Consider the following 16,599-nt stretch of genomic DNA (forward strand, 5'->3'; position numbering starts at 1 on the left):
GAATTCCTCAGAACGGGGGGATGTCGTCTTCGGGCGCGGGCAGCCCCGCGAACGGGTCGTGGACGACCGCCGCGGTCGCGGGGGCCGCTCCTGCTTCCGACGGGCGGGTGGCCCAGGCGGGGAACGGGAAGTTCACGGCCAGCGGTACGGGGATCTCCGGCTGGACGGCGAACATGGTGCCCGGTTTGGCGATGGTGGCGCGGTCGCGGGCGGTGCCGGTCAGCCAGCCGTACTCCGAGCGGGTGGCCTCGGCCGGGTCGAGCCGCCCGGCGATGCGGACGGCGCAGTTGGCGACGATACGCCGTTCGACCTCCGAGGCGGTCTGCTGGGCCCCGATGAGGATGACGCCGAGCGAGCGGCCGCGTTCGGCGACGTCGAGCAGGATCTCCTTGATGGGCGAGTCGCCGTCGCGGGGGGCGTACTTGTTGAGCTCGTCCAAGACCACGAAGAGGAGAGGGCGGGCCGAACCTGACAGCTCCTTGCGGGCGAACTCGCCGCGCAGGACCACGCCGACGACGAACCGCTGGGCGCGTTCGGGCAGGTTGTGCAGGTCGACGATGGTGACCTGGGCGTCGGAGACGCCGATCGAGTGGGGACGCCCGGCCGGGAGGTCGCCGCGCACGATCGGGGTGAGCGACCTGATCGAGCTGCGCAGCCGCCGCAGGAACGCGTTGACGGTGCCGAGCGAGGCCGGGAAGCCGGTCCAGGCGGCGCGGGTCGACTCGTCGGCCAGCCGTTCGTCGATCAGGTCGACGAGCTGGGGGTAGGTGCGGCACTCGACGTCGTCGACCTTGACCGCGCCCGAGTCGCCCAGCGGCTCGGCCAGGATCTTCAGGCGGGCCGCGATCTGGCCGATCAGCAGGCTGTACTGGGCCTTCTCGTCGTCGGCGTCGGCGAACACGTAGCGGAGGAGCTCGGCGTCGCAGAACTCGGCCAGCGTCCAGTAGAAGGAGCTGACGCCCTTGGTGCGGGCGGTGACGTGGGGAACGCCGTGGACGTCGCCGGGACGCGGCGGCGCGAACACGTGGACGCTCCTGAACGGCTGGGCGGGCAGCCCGAGCGTGGCGTAGGCGGCGCGGGCGCTGTCGTCGATGCGGGTGTTGGCGTGGTCGAGGAAGAGCAGGTCTTCGCCCTTGACGGAGAAGATCAGCGCCTTGGTGTTGGCCGCCTCGGGGCCGAGCACCCCGGAGTTGAACACCGAGTAGAGCAGGAACGTCGCGAACGAGGTCTTGGTCGCCACGCCCGACACCCCGGAGATCGACACGTGGGCGCCGCGGGTGCCGTCGAGGAAGTCGAAGTTCAGGAAGGCCGGTTCGCCGTCGCGGCCGAGGCCCATCGGCACCCGGCGCTCCATCACGTCGAAGTAGAGCGCCTGGTCGCGGTCGGCGCCCTTGGCCCGGTAGGCCGGGGCGCCCGGCAGCGGCGGCACGAACACCTCGGGCTCGACGCGGGTGACCCGCACCTCGGCGACCTCGACGACGGCCGCCGGCAGCGAGCCCTCGGAGATCAGGAACACGTCGGAGTCGTAGGCGGCGCCCTCGTGGCGGGCCTCGACGTGGGTGACCACCCCCGCGACCAGCACCGGCCCGTGGCCCGGCACCTCGCGCCGCGTCACCACCACCTCGTCGAGCTGCACGACCTTCCCCGGCTCCAGGCCGATCCAGAACGACAGGGGCGAGGCAGACTGCGTGCCCAGCACACGGCCTACGGCGTCACCAGAGAACCCATCCGTCACCCGAGGCAGGGTAGTGCAGCCTTACGACGTTTTCTCGGGCCATGCCCGCGCGAGCAAGTCCCGGGTGTCCCGGAGCAGCTGTGGTAGAACGCGCGTGTGCCCGACGATCGGCATGAAGTTGGTGTCGCCGCCCCATCGGGGCACGACGTGCTGGTGGAGATGGGCGGCGATGCCGGCGCCCGCGACGTGGCCCAGGTTCATGCCGACGTTGAACCCCTGCGCCCCGCTCGCCTCGCGCAGCGCGACGAGCGCCTTCTGGGTGAACTCGGCCAGCTCGGCCGTCTCGGCGGCGTCGAGGTCGGTGTAGTCGGGCACGTGCCGGTAGGGGCAGACCATCAGGTGGCCGGAGTTGTAGGGGTAGAGGTTCAGGACGGCGTACACGACCTCGCCCCGGGCCACGATGAGCCCGTCGGCGTCGTCCATCTTCGGGATCTCGCAGAACGGGCACCCGTCACCGGCGCCCGGACCGGTCGGCTTGTTCTCCCCCTTGATGTACGCCATGCGGTGCGGCGTCCAGAGCCGTCCGAAGGCGTCGGGCACGTCTGTCATGTCGGCCAGCATAGGGGGACCAGGTCATGCGACCCCCGCCGACCGGGTCTAACGCCGGACAAACCCTTCGATCTTCCGGCAGAATCCTGCTGACCTGAGGAGATGATCGTGTGACCGACGTCGCGTACGAGCACCAGAACGAGACCCCCTCCGAGGAAGAAGCCCCCGTCGCCGAGGAGGGCGTTGCCGCCCCCCAGATCTCCGTCGCGGGCCTGAAAGGCAAGATCACCGTCGCCGACGAGGTCGTCGAGAAGGTGACCGCCCTGGCCGCCATGCAGGTCCCCGGCGTCGCCGACCTGGGCGGCGACCTGGCCCGCGCGTTCGAGTCGGTCCGCGACCGCATCGGGTTCGGCTCCAAGCGCGCCAACCAGGGCGTGCGGGCCGAGATCCAAGACGGCATGGTCGCCATCGACATCACGATCGTCATCCTCTACGGCCACGTCGTGATGGAGGTCGCCGCCGAGGTCCAGTCGAGCGTGGCCACGTCGGTGGCCCAGATGCTCGGCATGGAGGTCGTCGAGGTCAACGTCACGGTCGACGACGTCCGGCTGCCCGGCGAGGGCAAGGCCGACGAAGCCGCCGCCTGAGCGGAAGACCCACCTGGACCGGGCTCCCCGCGGGGCCCGGTCTCGCATGTCCGCGGTCACCAGGCGCGGAAGGCCGGCGGACTGGGCGACCCGCCGCCCGGCCTCGCTCCGCCGATCAGTTCCGGAGCTTCAGGCGGGCAGGTCGCCGTCGCCGCCCAGGTTGGCAACCACCCGCCGCAGCACGTTGATGGTCGTCACGTAGTCGTCCGGGTCGATGCCCGCGCGGGTCTTCTCCAGGACCGGCCCGAGCCGCTCCCAGGCTCGCCGACGCCCGGTCTCTCCCCCGTCGGTCAGGGTCAGGCGGCCGTCGTCCTCGGTGAGCCAGCCCCAGTGGATCAGCTCGTCGTAGATCTGGTCGAAGTCGAGGCCGAGGTCCTCCCACGCCGACAGCCGTTCGGTCAGTTCGGCGCGGGTCCAGCGGCCGGGTGAGCCGGCCGCGTGGTTGATCGTCCACCAGTGGGGCTGGGTCAGGCCCTCGGCCGCCAGCTCGGCGCGGATCGCGCCGACCACGCGCCGGTAGGCCTCGCCCGTCCAGGCCCCGAGGGGCTGGGCGTTCAGGACCTCCGGCGCATACTCCTTGATCGTCGTCATGGCGACGACGCTAGGACCTCAAGCCGACTTGACGTCAACTACGCGAGGCGGCGCTCCACGGCGTCGACGATCTCGGCGACGGCCTGGTCGACGGAGACGCCGTTCTTCTGCTCGCCGTTGCGGTAGCGGAACGAGACCGCGCCGGCCGCGACGTCGTCGTCGCCCGCGAGCAGCATGTAGGGCACCTTCGACTTCTGGGCGTTGCGGATCTTCTTCTGCATGCGGTCGGAGGAGGAGTCGACCTCGATGCGGATGCCGTGGGCCTTGAGCTTCTTGGCGACGTCCTGGAGGTAGGCCACGTGGTCGTCGGAGATCGGGATGCCGATCACCTGCACGGGGGCCAGCCAGGCCGGGAACGCGCCCGCGTAGTGCTCGGTCAGCACGCCGAAGAAGCGCTCGATCGAGCCGAACAGGGCGCGGTGGATCATGACCGGGCGCTGGCGGGAGCCGTCGGCGGCGGTGTATTCGAGCTCGAAGCGCTCGGGCAGGTTGAAGTCGAGCTGGATGGTCGACATCTGCCAGGTGCGGCCGATGGCGTCGCGGGCCTGGACGGAGATCTTGGGGCCGTAGAAGGCCGCGCCGCCCGGGTCGAGGACCAGTTCGAGGTTCTCGCCCTCGGCGACCTCGCGCAGGACCGTGGTCGCCTCCTCCCAGGTGGCGTCGTCGCCGACGAACTTCACCGGGTCCTTGGTCGACAGCTCCAGGTAGAAGTCGTTGAGGCCGTAGTCGCGCAGCAGGTCGAGCACGAAGCGCAGCAGCGAGACGAGCTCGCCGCGCATCTGCTCGCGTGTGCAGTAGATGTGCGCGTCGTCCTGCGTGAGGCCGCGCACGCGGGTCAGGCCGTGGACGACGCCCGACTTCTCGTAGCGGTAGACGGTGCCGAACTCGAACGTGCGCAGCGGCAGCTCGCGGTAGGACCGGCCCCGGGCCCGGAAGATCAGGTTGTGCATCGGGCAGTTCATCGGCTTGAGGTAGTAGCGCGCGCCCTCGAGCTCCATGGGCGGGAACATGCCGTCGGCGTACCAGTCGAGGTGGCCGGAGACCTTGTAGAGGTTGTCCTTGGTGATGTGGGGCGTGTTCACGAAGGAGTAGCCGGCCTCCTCGTGCTTCTTGCGCGAGTAGTCCTCCATCACCTTGCGGATCACGCCGCCCTTGGGGTGGAAGACCGGCAGGCCGGAGCCCAGTTCGTCGGGGAAGGAGAACAGGTCGAGCTCGGCGCCCAGCTTGCGGTGGTCGCGCTTCTCGGCCTCTTCGAGGAAGGCGAGGTACTCATCTTGCTTCTCGCGCGACTCCCAGGCGGTGCCGTAGATGCGCTGGAGCTGCGGGTTCTTCTCGCTGCCGCGCCAGTAGGCGCCGCCCGACCGCATCAGCTTGAAGGCGGGGATCACGCGGGTGGTGGGCAGGTGGGGACCGCGGCAGAGGTCCTTCCACTTGAGGTCGCCGGTCTTGGGGTCGTGGTTGTCGTAGATCGTCAGCTCGGCGCCGCCGACCTCGACGCTCTCGCCGGCGTCGCCGTCGGCCGCGCCGCCCTTGAGGCCGATCAGCTCCAGCTTGTACGGCTCCGCCGCCAGTTCCTCACGGGCCGCGTCGTCGGAGACGGCCCGGCGGGCGAAGGTCTGCCCCTGCTTGACGATCTCGCGCATGCGCTTCTCGATGCGCTTGAGGTCGTCGGGGGTGAACGGCGCCTTGACGTCGAAGTCGTAGTAGAAGCCGTTCTCCACGGGCGGCCCGATGCCGAGCTTGGCCTCGGGGAACAGCTCCTGGACGGCCTGGGCCATCACGTGGGCGGTGGAGTGGCGCATGATCGCGCGGCCGTCGTCGCTGCCGATCTCGACCGGCTCGACGACGTCGCCGTCGGCGGCCGGGGCGGCGAGGTCTTTCAGACCGTCGGGCACCCGGGCCGCGATCACGGTGCGGCCGTCGGCCTCCAGCAGCTCGCCGTACGTCGTGCCCTCCGTTACCGAACGCTCGACCCCTGCGACGGTGACGGTGATAGCGGACACGATGGTTCTCCTAAAACGAACGAGCGCTGGATGACAGGCCGACTCTACCGGGATTCCCGATTCCCTATTTCCCGCGACGGTCCGGTGCGCCCAGGGCGAGCAGCTGGGCCACGGTGCCCGCGAAGACGTCGAGATCGAGCGGGCTGGCGGCGTACTGCTGGATGGCCCATGCCGACCAGGGGGCGGGCACCCTGGGCTCCCCGATGGGGCGGCCGGGGTCGGCGATCCAGAGCGGGTAGTCGGCCAGGCCCTCGCAGTTGCCCTCGGCGGCGAAGTGGAGGTGCGTCCAGACGAACGGGAGCAGCCCGCAGCGGCGGGTGACCTCGGCGCACCAGCGGCGGCCGAACTCGGCGACCTCGGCGGCGGGCAGGCCGTCGGTGGCCTTGAACTCCAGCGCGGCCAGGTCGCCGGGGGCCAGCCGGGCGGTTTCGAGGAAGTGCTTGGCCTGGGCGCGGGCGTCGCCGAGCGGCCGGGCCACGTGGTAGGCGCCGCGGACGAACCCCGCGCGGCCCATGGCCGTCCAGTTCTCGGCGAAACGGGTGTCGGTGAGCCGGTCGCTCTCGGTGGCGCGCGCGAAGGCGAACACCGCGTCGGTCTCGGCCTGGGCCGACCAGTCGACGGGGCCCTGCCAGTCGGACACGTCGATGCCGTGGATCACCGCTGAAGGGTAATACCGGCGTCATCGGGTCGCGACCGGTTCACATATTTGACCGCTCGTTCCAGATTGGCGTACCGTCGGCGCATGGCACGGATCAGGGAGTTCGACACCGAGGCCGCCGTCGAGGCGGCCATGTGGGCCTTCCGGCGCACCGGTTTCGAGGGCACCTCGATCCAGGACCTGGTCGAGGCCACCGGCGTCGGCCGGGGTTCGCTGTACGCCGCCTTCGGCAACAAGGAGGGCCTCTACCTGGCGGCCGTCGACCGCTACCGCGACAAGTACGCCCTCCCCCTGATCGAGGAGCTGCGCTACGGCCTGCCGGCCCGCGAGCTGATCCACGGGATCCTGCTCGACGTGGTCGACGAGATCGTCGCCGACGGCAGCCGCCACGCGTGCCTGATGGTCAGCGCGGCGGTCGAGCGCGCCCCCCACGACCCCGAGGTTCGGGTGCGCATCAGGGCCACCACCGCCTCCCTGGAGGACGCGTTCGCCGACCTGATCGGCGAGCAGGGCCTCGCGCGCGGCCGCGACCCGCGCGACGTGGCCCGGTTCCTGATGACCACCATCCACGGCATGCGCGTCACGGCCGCGATCACCCCCGACCGGGCGGCGCTCACGGCGATCGCGGAGGTCGCCCTGGGCTGCCTGGCCTAGTTTTTTGCTGCCCTAATTCTGTAACGAACAGTCAAGAAAAGGAGCCGTCGATGGACACGATCGGCGTAGGCATCATCGGAGCCAGCCCGGACGGCTGGGCCTCCTTCAGCCACGTCCCCGCCCTGAAGGCGCTGCCCGGCTACGAACTCCGGGCGGTCGGCACGTCCCGGCGGGCCTCCGCCGAGGCGGCGGCGGCGCGGTTCGGGGTCGCGGCGGCCTTCGACCACCACGAGGCGCTCATCGCCCACCCGGGCGTCGACCTCGTGGTGGTGGCCTCCACGGTGACCCGCCACCACGAGCACGCGGCCGCCGCGCTGGCGGCGGGCAAGATGGTCTACTGCGAGTGGCCGCTGGCCCCCTCGCTCGCCGACGCCGAAGACCTGGCCGCGCGGGCGGCCGGCCTGCGTACCGTGATCGGGCTCCAGGCCCGTTACGCCCCGGCGGTCCGGCACGCCCGCGACCTGGTCGCCGGCGGCTACGTCGGCGAGGTGCTCGGCACCACGCTCGTCGGGTCGAGCATGTCGTGGGGCGGCCAGACCGACCGCGCCCACGTCCACCTCTTCGACGCGGCCACCGGCCTGTCCCCGCTGACGGTCTCGACGCTGCACGCGCTGGAGGCGGTCGACCACGTGCTCGGCGGCTTCGCCACCGTGTCGGGCAACCTGGTCACCGCCCGGACGCGGACGCGGGTCGCCGACGACGGCACGACGATCCCGGTCACCGTCGCCGACCAGGTGTCGGTCACCGGCCGCCTGGCGGGCGGCGCGGCGGTCTCGGTCTTCTACCGGGGCGGCTTCTCCCGGGGCGAGAACCTGCGCTGGGAGATCAACGGCACCGAGGGCGACCTGGTGCTGCGCGCGGACGGCCCCAACGGCAACCTCCAGACGCGCGACCTGGTGCTCGAAGGCGGCCGGGGCGACGACGACTCGGTCCACGAGATCGCCGTGCCCGGCTCCTACTTCGACCCGGTGCCGCGCGCCCTGGAGGGCCCGGCGCAGAACGTCGCCCAGGTCTACGCGGCGCTCGCCCGCGACCTGCGCGAGGCCACCCGGACCGTGCCCGGCTTCGACCACGCCCTGGAGCGCCACCGCCTGGTGGCCCACCTGGAGCGGCAGCAGGTCAGCGGCGTTCCAGCAGCTCGGTGAACAGGGCCTCCCAGCGCGGCATGATCGAGTCGGCCGTGTAGTTGCGGGCCGTCTCCAGCGCCGCCGCGCCGAGCCGCTTGCGCAGCGTGTCGTCCTCGATGAGCCGGGTGATGCCCTCGGCCAGCGCGGTGACGTCCTTGGGCGGCACCAGCAGGCCGTTGACGTTGTCGACGATCACGTCGCCGGGGCCCGTCGGGCAGTCGAAGCTGACCACGGCCAGGCCGTGGGCCATGGCCTCCAGCATCACCATGGGCAGCCCCTCGAACCGGGAGCTCAGCACGTAGATGGAGGAGTCGGCCAGCTCGTCCCAGAGCCTCTCGGTGCGGCCCCGGAACCGGACGCGCTCCGCCTCGGTGATCTTGTTGAGCAGCTTGGGGAGCGAGGAGCCCTCCCCGTACACGTCGAGGGTCCAGTCTTTGTGCGGGACCTGCTCGAAGGCGGGGATCAGCAGGTCGAAGCCCTTCTGGGTCTTCAACCGGCCGGCCGCGATGACCCGGCGGTTGGTCAGCTGCGACTGGCGGCGGCCGGCGATGTGCACCGAGTTGGGCATCAGCCGGGTCTTCACGCCGGGGGCGAGGCGTTCGTACTCGTTCTTGTCGGTCCGGGTCAGCACGGTGACCAGGTCGAGCCTGCTGTAGTGGCGGGCGATGTCCTGGCGCACCGGCTCCTTGTGGGTGCGCAGGTTCATGTGCTCCTGGCCGACCCGCACCACGCTCTTGCGGCCGTGGCGGGCGGCGATCAGGTTCAGCGCCGGCCGGGTGGTGACCAGGATGCCGTCGTCGAGCGCCGCGACGTACTCGGTGACGGCCTTCTCGACGTGGGCGGTGAACCAGTGGGCGGCGAACTCGCCCTCGGGCACCGCCTTGCCGCGCAGCCGCCGCATCACGCGGTCGGTGAAGGTGACGGGCTCGATGCCGCCGCGCTCGTCGACGATGGAGGTGATCTTGACGCGCGGGTCGACCTCGAACTGGGGGCGGTCGCGGCGCTGGACGGTGCTGACGATCTCGACCTCGTGGCCGCGCTGGGCCATCGCGTTCGCCTGGGTGATGACGGTCCGAATTGTTCCACCCATGCCGTACGCGTGGAGGAGCATATAGCGGATCTTCACTTGGACAGGTACCCCCAGCTAACGCTCATCGGGCGGAGCACGTCGGGAATCTCGGACTCGTCGGGCAGGTCGCGCCCCTTCTGGACCTCGCCGGAGCGGATCTTGTCCTTCCAGTCGCCCAGGCCCTTCTGCACGACCGTCTGCGACGAGCCGTAGCGCAGCATGCCGGGCTCGAAGGGGATGCCGAGGAAGTCGCAGACCGCGCGGATCTCGCCCTCGGGGTCGGCGGTCAGCTCCTCGTAGTGGATCGTGTGGCCCTTGAGGCCCTTGCGGGCGCGTTCCACCGCCTTCATGTACCGCAGCGCGTCGGCGGCCGCCTCGGCGAAGTCGCGCTTCTCCGGGTCGGCCTCGTGCCACGACCGCGCGATCGAGACGGGGTGGCGCAGCAGGAAGACGAACCGGGCGTCGGGCCAGCAGGCCGCCAGGCGCTCGAAGGCGAAGGCGTTGGCCGGGGTCTTGTCGACGATGTGGCTCTTGCCGCTGCGCAGCAGCTCGCGGTGCAGGACCCGGTCCCACAGCAGGTGCTCCAAGTCGGCCTGGTTGTGGCCGAGGGCGTGCATCGCCCGTTCGGCCAGCCCGGTGCCGAAGCCGACGGTGAGCCGCCGGACGTGCAGTTCGTGCGGGGCGTGCAGCAGCGAGTGGGCGTTCAGGATCGAGCGCAGGAGGGTCGATCCCGACCGGACCGGCGACATCACGAAGATGGGTGCGCGCAGCAGCCGGTCGGTCCGGGCGTCGGCCGGCGGCCGCACCTCCGAGGCGGGCGCGGCGGCGGGCTTGGCCGCCTTCGGCTTGCCCGCCTTGGGCGAGTTCGCCGGTGCGGACTCGCCCGTCTTCGTCAGATGAAACCCGGTGAACTCGCCCAGCGCAACGTTCACTCGTTGTTTCCAGTTCATGTGTGGACCTTACGGACTTTCCCTGAGAATTACCTGGAACTGCCCGTAGGTTGGCACATCAATGCCGGTGCGTGTGATCAGGATGGCTGATGTCACCCGGATGCTCGTAACCGGGCGTTAATACCGCGGCGGCGCAGCGGGCGTCCGCCCAGAGCGCGAACCGCCGCCGCCGGGCGGCGTCGAGAAGCGTCGCGCGGATACGCGGCGCCGCCTCGGCCAGGCTCAGATCCCTTCTCGTGTACGCCCCCACGACGAACACCTCGTCGCCGTGGGCCACGTGCTCGCCCTCGGCCGCTTGGAACACCGCCTCGGGCACCAGTTCGGCGCGGGTCACCTCGTATTCGGCCGCCACCCCGTCGCGCCAGTGGGTGACGGCCCGCGCCGGCCCCGGCCGGTAGCGGTCGGGGTTGGCGGCGTAGTAGCGGCGCACGTCCTCCTCGGCGACCGTGACCCCGGCCGTAAGGTCGCGGTAGACCGCCTGGGCCAGCCGGTCGCCCGAGAGCACGGCGGCCATGACGCTGCCGAGCTCCAGCCGGGCGGTGGCCGACAGTTCCATCGGCGGGCCGGCCCAGGGCCGCAGCCCCCGGCGGGCGGCCTCGGCGGCGACGACCCGTTCGGCGACCAGCAGCTGCACCACCCAGCGGCGCAGCTGGCGGCCCTCGGTGGTGCCGTCGGCCGGGAGCAGGTCGCCGCGGGGACCGCGGCGCAGTGCGGCCATCCGGCCGGCGACCTGCTCCAGCGTGACGGGGGTGCCCTCGACGAGAGCGGCGATCACCGGTCCCCCCTCACCCTCAGCGGCACGGCGGGCGAGTAGCTCACCCGGCCGAACCACATGGCCTTGACCAGCACCCACCAGTCGCCCGGCCGCATGCCGAGCGGCACGTCGGCGACCACGTCGAGCACGACCTGCCCGCCCGGCGCGATCTCCAGCGGGTGGATGAGCGGCCCGGTGACCCCCCAGGTGCCCCACGGGCCGAGCACCTGCGCCTCTCCCCTGATGGCGAAGCCGGCGCGGTTGGTCAACGTGACCGGCAGCCGGGACCGCCCGCCGGGGACGGTCTCGATGCCCTCTTCGGGCACGTCCACCGCGAGCAGCGACGCCGGGCCGGGGCTGACCGGCCTCCCCGACCCGTCGAGGAACACGACGTCCTCGTGGGTCTGGCCGCCGTGCGCCAGCGTGACCGCCACGGGCCAGGGGCCCGGTCCCGTGTCGGGGGGCGGGGTCACCGCGACGTCGAAGGCGGTCCAGCCGCGCGGCGGGAGCCGTACCGGACGATGGGACGGCGCGGCGGCCCAGCCGGGCGGCACGACCACGCGGACCTCGCCCTCGGCGGCGGCGTCGACGAGGTCGGAGGCCAGCGAGACCCGGACCCCGCCCGCGACGGCCCGCGCGTGCACGCTCAGCGGCTGGTAGCCGAGCGGCGCCGAGCCCCGGTTGTGCAGCCAGTAGCGCGAGAACACCGGCTGGGCCGGTTCGGCGGCCCGCCCGAGGCGGTCGCCCGGCCCTTCGGGGTCGCGGGCGCCGGTCTTCAGCACGAACGTGGCGATCTCGCTCGGCCCGAGGTCGGCGACCAGCACGCCGTCGCGCACCTTGGCCTCGCTCGCGGCGGTCTCCAGCAGGTCGGCCACCGCCGCCTCGACCAGCGGGAACGGCGAGCTCACCCGCAGCGGCACGGCCCGGCCGTGCGGTTCGTAGAACCGGGCGGCCACCCCGGCGCGCGGATCGGCCGGGACCGCCCGGCCGCCCGCCGTCGGGTTCCCGGCGGCCTTGAAGGCGGCCAGCACGGCCGCACCGGCGGGTTCGACGGTCACCAGCGACGCGGTCGCGGGCAGCGGGCCCGGGTGGGCCGGTTCGACGACCGCGCGCAGCGGGTGGCCGTAGTCGTGCGCCTTGGCGACGATGCCGGCGTCTCTCCAGTCGCCGCCGCCGGAGGCGAGGGCGTAGTCGAAGGTGTGGCTCCAGTGCTGGAGGCCGAATCCGGTCCCGTCGGGGGCGGTGCGGCGCGGCGGGTCGATCCACATGCCCGACGGCCAGCCGGTCGACGACCGCATGAGCGACAGGTGCAGCCGCCCCTGGAGGTCGACGGCGAACCCGGGCACGCCCCGGTTGAGCACCGCGACGGTCCGGCGCTCCTCGGCGTGGTCGGCGTGCTGGCCGACCGCGATCACGTGATCGTCGATAACGTTGTCCGGCGACCCGGCGAGCACCACGACCGGGATGTCGAGCACGCCGCGCAGGTCCGACTCCGGATGGAACGCCTGCTCGCGGGTGTAGCGGGCGGGCAGCCAGACGACCGCCGACCCCTTCTCCGCGAGCTGCCGCTCCAGTTCTTCGGTGTACGCGGGCCCGGCGGCAGCCAGCGCCTCGGCGGTGAACGTGTTCTCCTCCGGGCCGCCGACCGCGAACCGCACGTCGGGCAGGTTCGAGTCGAACGAGAGCAGGCCGTATCGGGTGCCGCCCGCGTAGGCGGTCGTCGAGGTGACCCCCGACTGGGCCAGCCTGACCGCCAGGTCGCGCGCGTCGGCGGTGTCCTCCTCGTGCGGCACGACGATCTCGGCGACCGCGATCGGCACGCCGGTCCCGTTGGCGAAGGAGATCCGCGCCGGGGCGCTCAGCCCGAACCACTGGTAGGCAGGGTTGTCCAGCGTCCACGGGTGGTCGGCCGCGTCGACGTCGGGGTGCGCGAACGGCCGCCCGACCACGGCGTGGCCGACCTCGGAGACCGGCACCGCGCCCGGCACCGCGCACGGCCAGCGGAGCCGCACCAGCTGGTCGGCGCCGTCGAAGCCGTCGACGTGGGTGGCGCAGTCCACCCGCGCGAGGCCGTACCACAGAGTGACCGTCTGCGTGTACGTGACGGAACCGAGGACGCCGGTGACGGTGATCCGCCGGCCGAGCCGCGACCGCTCGGTCGTCACCGAGGTCGCGGGGGATGCGGCGCTCCCCGTGGAGACGCCCGTCGGCAGCAGGTGCCACGGGCCCTCACGGAAGACCGGGTGTTCGTGGTACTCCTCGTACACCACCAGCTCGTTGCCGACCTCGCCGGGCGTGATCAGCTCGTCTCCCGTGGTCAGGTCGACCAGCGAGACCACGCCGCCGCCCCGCGCCGGGTCGACGGTGAGCCGGTGGAACTCGTTCTCGATCGTGTACGCGGCCTCCGGCGCCCATTCCTCGACGGCGCCCGATGCGGCGAGGCGGTAGGAGCGGTAGCCGACCGACGGCACGTCCTCGGCCAGGAAGACGATCTCGGCGCGGGTGTCGTCGGCGTGCTCGACCAGACAGGGGACGCCGGCGATCGTGAGGCCCGCCGGCACGGTGACCCGCACGACGTCGGTGCGCGGCCAGGCGTTGGCGTTGTAGACGATCACGCTGTCGCCGGCGGTCTCGGTCCGGGCCGCCAGGTGCCCCAGCGCCGCCGCGTGCACCTCGGCCGCCAGGTCGTACGCCTCCCGCCACCCCGCCAGCAGGTCGAGGTAGACCTGGTCGGACTCGGTGCCGGTGATGGCGTCGTGGTGGGCGCCGAACACCAGCTGCCGCCACGCCTTGTCGAGCGCCGCCTCGGGATACTCCGCTCCCCCGGCCAGGCAGGCCAGCGCGGCGAACCGTTCGGCGTCGAGCAGTTCGTTCTCGGCCGCCCGCTGGGCCTGCTTGGTGTCGATGTACGACACGTCCTTGCCGGTGTAGATCGGGTTCATGTCCCGGGTCTGCGGCGACAGGCGGCGGCCCTCGGCGGCCAGTTCGGCGGTGACCGCGGCGAAGAACTCGCGCGGGATCGCGCAGTGGAACCTCGGCCAGGCGTAGCGGGCGTTCCAGTCGCGGTGGATGTCGGTCAGCCACTTGTTCGGCGGGCTGTAGTCGGTGCCGACCGGGATCAGCACGTTCCGGGTCGCGGCGACCTTCTTCAGGTCGAGGAACAGGCCGTACACCGACTCCTCGGCGGCCGCCAGCGTCTGCGCGGAGTCCATCGACCAGCCCGCGCCGTAGTGGGCCGCCATGTAGTGGGTAAGCAGGCCGCGCCCCGACGGGGAGATCCACTCGAACTCGGTGCGGAACTGCATGTCGGAGGGGTCGCCATGGGGGGTGTCGTAGGTGCCGACCTCCAGGATCGGCCCCCACTGGTGGAAGGGCCCGCGCGCCCACGCCGAGGAGGTGAGCCCGGCGTCGGCCATCATGCCGGGGAACTGCGGGTCGTGCCCGAACGCGTCGAGCTGCCAGGCCGTCGCGGGCTCCCCGCCCAGGACGTCGCGCTGGAAGCCGACCCCGTAGACGGCGTTGCGGATCGTCGTCTCGGCGCCGGTGAGGTTGGTGTTGGGCTCGTTGTACGTCCCGCCCATGATCTCCAGACGCCCCTGGTCCACCAGGTCGAGGATGATCGCGCGCTGCTCCGGGAAGACGTCCCAATAGGGCTTGAGGTAGTCGACCTCGGCCAGCACGAACTTGTAGTCGGGGTCGCGGCGGGCCAGCTCCAGGTGGGCGTCGATCAGCTGGAACGCGGTGAACTGGAAGCTCATCCGGATCTCTTGGGCGTCCGGCTGGTCCTCCCACTCGCTGGCGTAGCCGGCCTGGGTGTTCCACCAGACGGGGTCGTAGTGGAAGTGGGAGACGAGGTGGACGGTCCAGCCGGGCTCGGCGACCGTGATCTCGGCGCTCCCCGAGGCGTCTCCGGCCCTCACCTCGACCGTGATCTGCTCCCCCGGGCGGGCGCCGGTCGTGAAGGGGACCTCGTGGGTCCCCGTACCGGCGACACCCCGCAGTTCCCCTTCGGCGCCGCCCGTGACCACGATGTCGATTCGGCCGGGCTCCGACGTCGTGACGCGCAGGATCTGGCGTGGTGCGTCGGCCGGGCCGGCGAACAGCTCGGTCGACTCGATCGTCAGATTCATCCTTTGACCGCTCCGCCGGTAAGGCCCTTCACGAAGTTCTTCTGCAGGGCGAGGTAGAAGACGAGGATCGGCAGCGTCGCCAGGAACATGAACGCGAAGACCGATCCGAAGTCCGACTGGTACTGGCCGATGGCCCGGTAGACGCCGACCGTCACCGTCGTGCCGCTGTCGGGGCCGAGCACGATGAGCGGGGTCAGGAAGTCGTTCCAGATCCACACGCCCAGGAAGATCATCACGCTGGCCGAGGCGGGCCGCAGCAGCGGGAAGACCACCTGCCAGAACACCCGGAACCGGTTCGCGCCGTCGAGCGCGGCGGCCTCTTCGAGCTCCAGCGGCACGCCGCGTACGAACCCCATGAAGAGCAGCACCCCGAACGGCACGTAGTAGCCGACGTTCACCAGCACGAGCCCCTGCAGGGTCGTCATCAGGTCGAACCACTTCAGCACGGTCGTGATTGGGGCCATGATGACCGGCACCGGGATCATCAGCCCGCACAGCAGCGTGCCCATGACGACCTTGGCGGCCCAGTGCCGCGACCGGGCCAGGTAGTGGCCGAGCATCGCCGAGAAGACGGTCAGCACGGTCACCGACAGGGCGGTCACCGCGATCGAGTTGATCAGGCCGAAGGTGAACAGGTGGTCGGGCCGGTTCAGCACCGCCGCCAGGTTGTCGAGGGTGGGCGGGAACGGCAGCCCGGCCGGGTCGGCCACCACGGCCGCGCTCGGCTTGAAGATGTTCACCAGCACCAGGTAAAGGGGCAGGAAGAACACCACGCCCACGAACGTGGCGACGATCGGCCGCGCGTTCACTGGGACACCTCTCTCTTCTGCAGGAACCGCAGCACGACCACCGAGATGAACGCGACGATCGCGAGCATCACCGCGGCCAGCGCCGAGGAGTAGCCGATCCGGTTGCTCACGAAGGCCGTCTGCACGACCTGGAAGGCCATCGTCACCGTGGTCCCGTTGCCGGGCCCGCCGTTGGTGATGACGCGCACCTGGTCGTAGGCCTTGAAGCCGGTGATCAGCAGCATGACCACGTTGATGGTCAGCGCCGGGGCGAGCATCGGCCAGGTGACGTTGCGGAAGCGCTGGAGCGGGCCCGCGCCGTCGATCGAGGCGGCCTCGTTGAGCTCGCGCGGCACGCCCTGCAGCCCGGCCAGGTAGACCACGACGCAGAAGCCGAGCATCTGCCAGGCCATGATCCAGGCGATCGAGTAGATCGCCAGGTCGGGGTCGGACAACCAGCCGGGCGGCTCGTCCATCCCGAGGCCGCGCAGCGCCGAGTTGAGCAGCCCGTCGTCGGTGAGGATCGCCTGCCAGATGACGCTGATGACGACCGAGCTGAGCACGACCGGGGTGAAGAACACCCCGCGCAGCAGGACGTACAGCTTGGTCGGCCGGTCGAGCAGCATCGCGATCAGCAGGCCGCCGACGTTGGCCAGCACCGTGATGATGGCCGTGATGATCACCGTGTTGAGCAGCGCCTGGTGGAACTCGGCGTCGCTCAGCAGGTTGACGTAGTTGCGCAGGCCCACGAACTGGGTGGGCGGATTGAACGGGTTGAGGTTCGTCAGGCTGTTGTAGCCGGTCATCCCGATCGGGACGAGCACGAACAGCGTGTACGCCAGCAGTCCGGGCAGGGCGAACAGCGAGAACCGGCCCAGGGCCGGCAGGAACCTGCCGGGTTTCCGGGGACGGCGCGCGGTGCGGGCCCTGCCGCGGGCCGGATTGGGGCTCGGGAGGGCGCGGGGCGCGTCTGCACGCGCCCCGCGGGTCCGGTTCTGGGTCAT

The 16,599-nt window shown here is 71.4% G+C and carries 14 protein-coding genes; 3 read left to right on the forward strand and 11 right to left on the reverse strand.

The window, feature by feature from the left end; translation table 11 throughout:
• Window positions 1-7 precede the first annotated feature (7 nt).
• The gene (locus AW274_RS00365) at window positions 8-1,735 is read right to left on the reverse strand and encodes an ATP-binding protein (protein WP_062428254.1); all 1,728 of its coding nucleotides are present in this window, start codon (window positions 1,733-1,735) and stop codon (window positions 8-10) included.
• A gap of 21 nt (window positions 1,736-1,756) precedes the next feature.
• The gene (locus AW274_RS00370) at window positions 1,757-2,284 is read right to left on the reverse strand and encodes an HIT family protein (RefSeq protein WP_232319914.1); all 528 of its coding nucleotides are present in this window, start codon (window positions 2,282-2,284) and stop codon (window positions 1,757-1,759) included.
• A gap of 110 nt (window positions 2,285-2,394) precedes the next feature.
• Here AW274_RS00370 and AW274_RS00375 point away from each other — a divergent pair, with 110 nt between their 5' ends.
• On the forward strand, window positions 2,395-2,871 hold the full coding sequence (locus AW274_RS00375) for an Asp23/Gls24 family envelope stress response protein (protein ID WP_062428256.1): 477 nt from the start codon (window positions 2,395-2,397) through the stop codon (window positions 2,869-2,871).
• Window positions 2,872-3,000: 129 nt separating this feature from the next.
• On the opposite strand, the gene AW274_RS00380 is transcribed toward AW274_RS00375, so the two are convergent.
• The 3 genes from AW274_RS00380 to AW274_RS00390 form a co-directional block, all read right to left on the reverse strand.
• On the reverse strand, window positions 3,001-3,462 hold the full coding sequence (locus AW274_RS00380; RefSeq protein WP_062428257.1) for a winged helix DNA-binding protein: 462 nt from the start codon (window positions 3,460-3,462) through the stop codon (window positions 3,001-3,003).
• Window positions 3,463-3,500: 38 nt separating this feature from the next.
• Window positions 3,501-5,465: a threonine--tRNA ligase gene (thrS, locus tag AW274_RS00385; protein WP_083973750.1), complete on the reverse strand. Its 1,965-nt coding sequence runs from the start codon at window positions 5,463-5,465 to the stop codon at window positions 3,501-3,503.
• A gap of 64 nt (window positions 5,466-5,529) precedes the next feature.
• The gene (locus tag AW274_RS00390) at window positions 5,530-6,123 is read right to left on the reverse strand and encodes a glycoside hydrolase family 25 protein (protein ID WP_062428259.1); all 594 of its coding nucleotides are present in this window, start codon (window positions 6,121-6,123) and stop codon (window positions 5,530-5,532) included.
• Between the two features lie 84 nt (window positions 6,124-6,207).
• On the opposite strand from AW274_RS00390, the gene AW274_RS00395 reads away from it, so the two are divergent.
• Both AW274_RS00395 and AW274_RS00400 read left to right on the forward strand, forming a co-directional pair.
• A complete protein-coding gene (locus AW274_RS00395; RefSeq protein WP_062428260.1) occupies window positions 6,208-6,777 on the forward strand; it encodes a TetR/AcrR family transcriptional regulator in 570 nt (189 codons plus the stop codon).
• Between the two features lie 50 nt (window positions 6,778-6,827).
• Window positions 6,828-7,922, forward strand: coding sequence for a Gfo/Idh/MocA family protein (locus AW274_RS00400; RefSeq protein WP_063813042.1), 1,095 nt, complete (start codon window positions 6,828-6,830; stop codon window positions 7,920-7,922).
• Here the strand turns inward: AW274_RS00400 and AW274_RS00405 are convergent.
• The 6 genes from AW274_RS00405 to AW274_RS00430 all read right to left on the reverse strand — a co-directional run bounded on the left by AW274_RS00405 (window position 7,897) and on the right by AW274_RS00430 (window position 16,599).
• The gene (locus AW274_RS00405) at window positions 7,897-9,015 is read right to left on the reverse strand and encodes a glycosyltransferase family 4 protein (RefSeq protein ID WP_232319915.1); all 1,119 of its coding nucleotides are present in this window, start codon (window positions 9,013-9,015) and stop codon (window positions 7,897-7,899) included. The two genes, AW274_RS00400 and AW274_RS00405, sit on opposite strands and share 26 nt — an antisense overlap.
• Window positions 9,016-9,026: 11 nt before the next feature.
• On the reverse strand, window positions 9,027-9,905 hold the full coding sequence (locus AW274_RS00410) for a sulfotransferase family protein (protein ID WP_232319916.1): 879 nt from the start codon (window positions 9,903-9,905) through the stop codon (window positions 9,027-9,029).
• Window positions 9,906-9,981: 76 nt separating this feature from the next.
• The gene (locus tag AW274_RS40950) at window positions 9,982-10,698 is read right to left on the reverse strand and encodes a DUF7158 domain-containing protein (RefSeq protein WP_062428263.1); all 717 of its coding nucleotides are present in this window, start codon (window positions 10,696-10,698) and stop codon (window positions 9,982-9,984) included.
• On the reverse strand, window positions 10,695-14,807 hold the full coding sequence (locus AW274_RS00420) for a glycoside hydrolase family 38 N-terminal domain-containing protein (RefSeq protein ID WP_062428264.1): 4,113 nt from the start codon (window positions 14,805-14,807) through the stop codon (window positions 10,695-10,697). Before AW274_RS00420 ends, AW274_RS40950 begins: the two co-directional genes overlap by 4 nt.
• The gene (locus AW274_RS00425) at window positions 14,804-15,616 is read right to left on the reverse strand and encodes a carbohydrate ABC transporter permease (RefSeq protein ID WP_062428265.1); all 813 of its coding nucleotides are present in this window, start codon (window positions 15,614-15,616) and stop codon (window positions 14,804-14,806) included. The genes AW274_RS00420 and AW274_RS00425 overlap by 4 nt, the downstream gene beginning before the upstream one ends.
• On the reverse strand, window positions 15,613-16,599 hold the full coding sequence (locus tag AW274_RS00430) for a carbohydrate ABC transporter permease (protein WP_062428266.1): 987 nt from the start codon (window positions 16,597-16,599) through the stop codon (window positions 15,613-15,615). The genes AW274_RS00425 and AW274_RS00430 overlap by 4 nt, the downstream gene beginning before the upstream one ends.

The organism is Herbidospora daliensis (genome assembly GCF_001570585.1).
GTDB lineage: Bacteria > Actinomycetota > Actinomycetes > Streptosporangiales > Streptosporangiaceae > Herbidospora > Herbidospora daliensis.

What these genes read in the sequence shown, in the direction of transcription:
- AW274_RS00370 (WP_232319914.1), bottom strand. Translation starts at nt 2,284, where the DNA reads ATGACAGACGTGCCCGACGCCTTCGGACGGCTCTGGACGCCGCACCGC.
- AW274_RS00380 (WP_062428257.1), bottom strand. Translation starts at nt 3,462, where the DNA reads ATGACGACGATCAAGGAGTATGCGCCGGAGGTCCTGAACGCCCAGCCC.
- AW274_RS00395 (WP_062428260.1), top strand. Translation starts at nt 6,208, where the DNA reads ATGGCACGGATCAGGGAGTTCGACACCGAGGCCGCCGTCGAGGCGGCC.
- AW274_RS00400 (WP_063813042.1), top strand. Translation starts at nt 6,828, where the DNA reads ATGGACACGATCGGCGTAGGCATCATCGGAGCCAGCCCGGACGGCTGG.
- AW274_RS00405 (WP_232319915.1), bottom strand. Translation starts at nt 9,015, where the DNA reads ATGCTCCTCCACGCGTACGGCATGGGTGGAACAATTCGGACCGTCATC.
- AW274_RS00420 (WP_062428264.1), bottom strand. Translation starts at nt 14,807, where the DNA reads ATGAATCTGACGATCGAGTCGACCGAGCTGTTCGCCGGCCCGGCCGAC.
- AW274_RS00430 (WP_062428266.1), bottom strand. Translation starts at nt 16,599, where the DNA reads ATGACCCAGAACCGGACCCGCGGGGCGCGTGCAGACGCGCCCCGCGCC.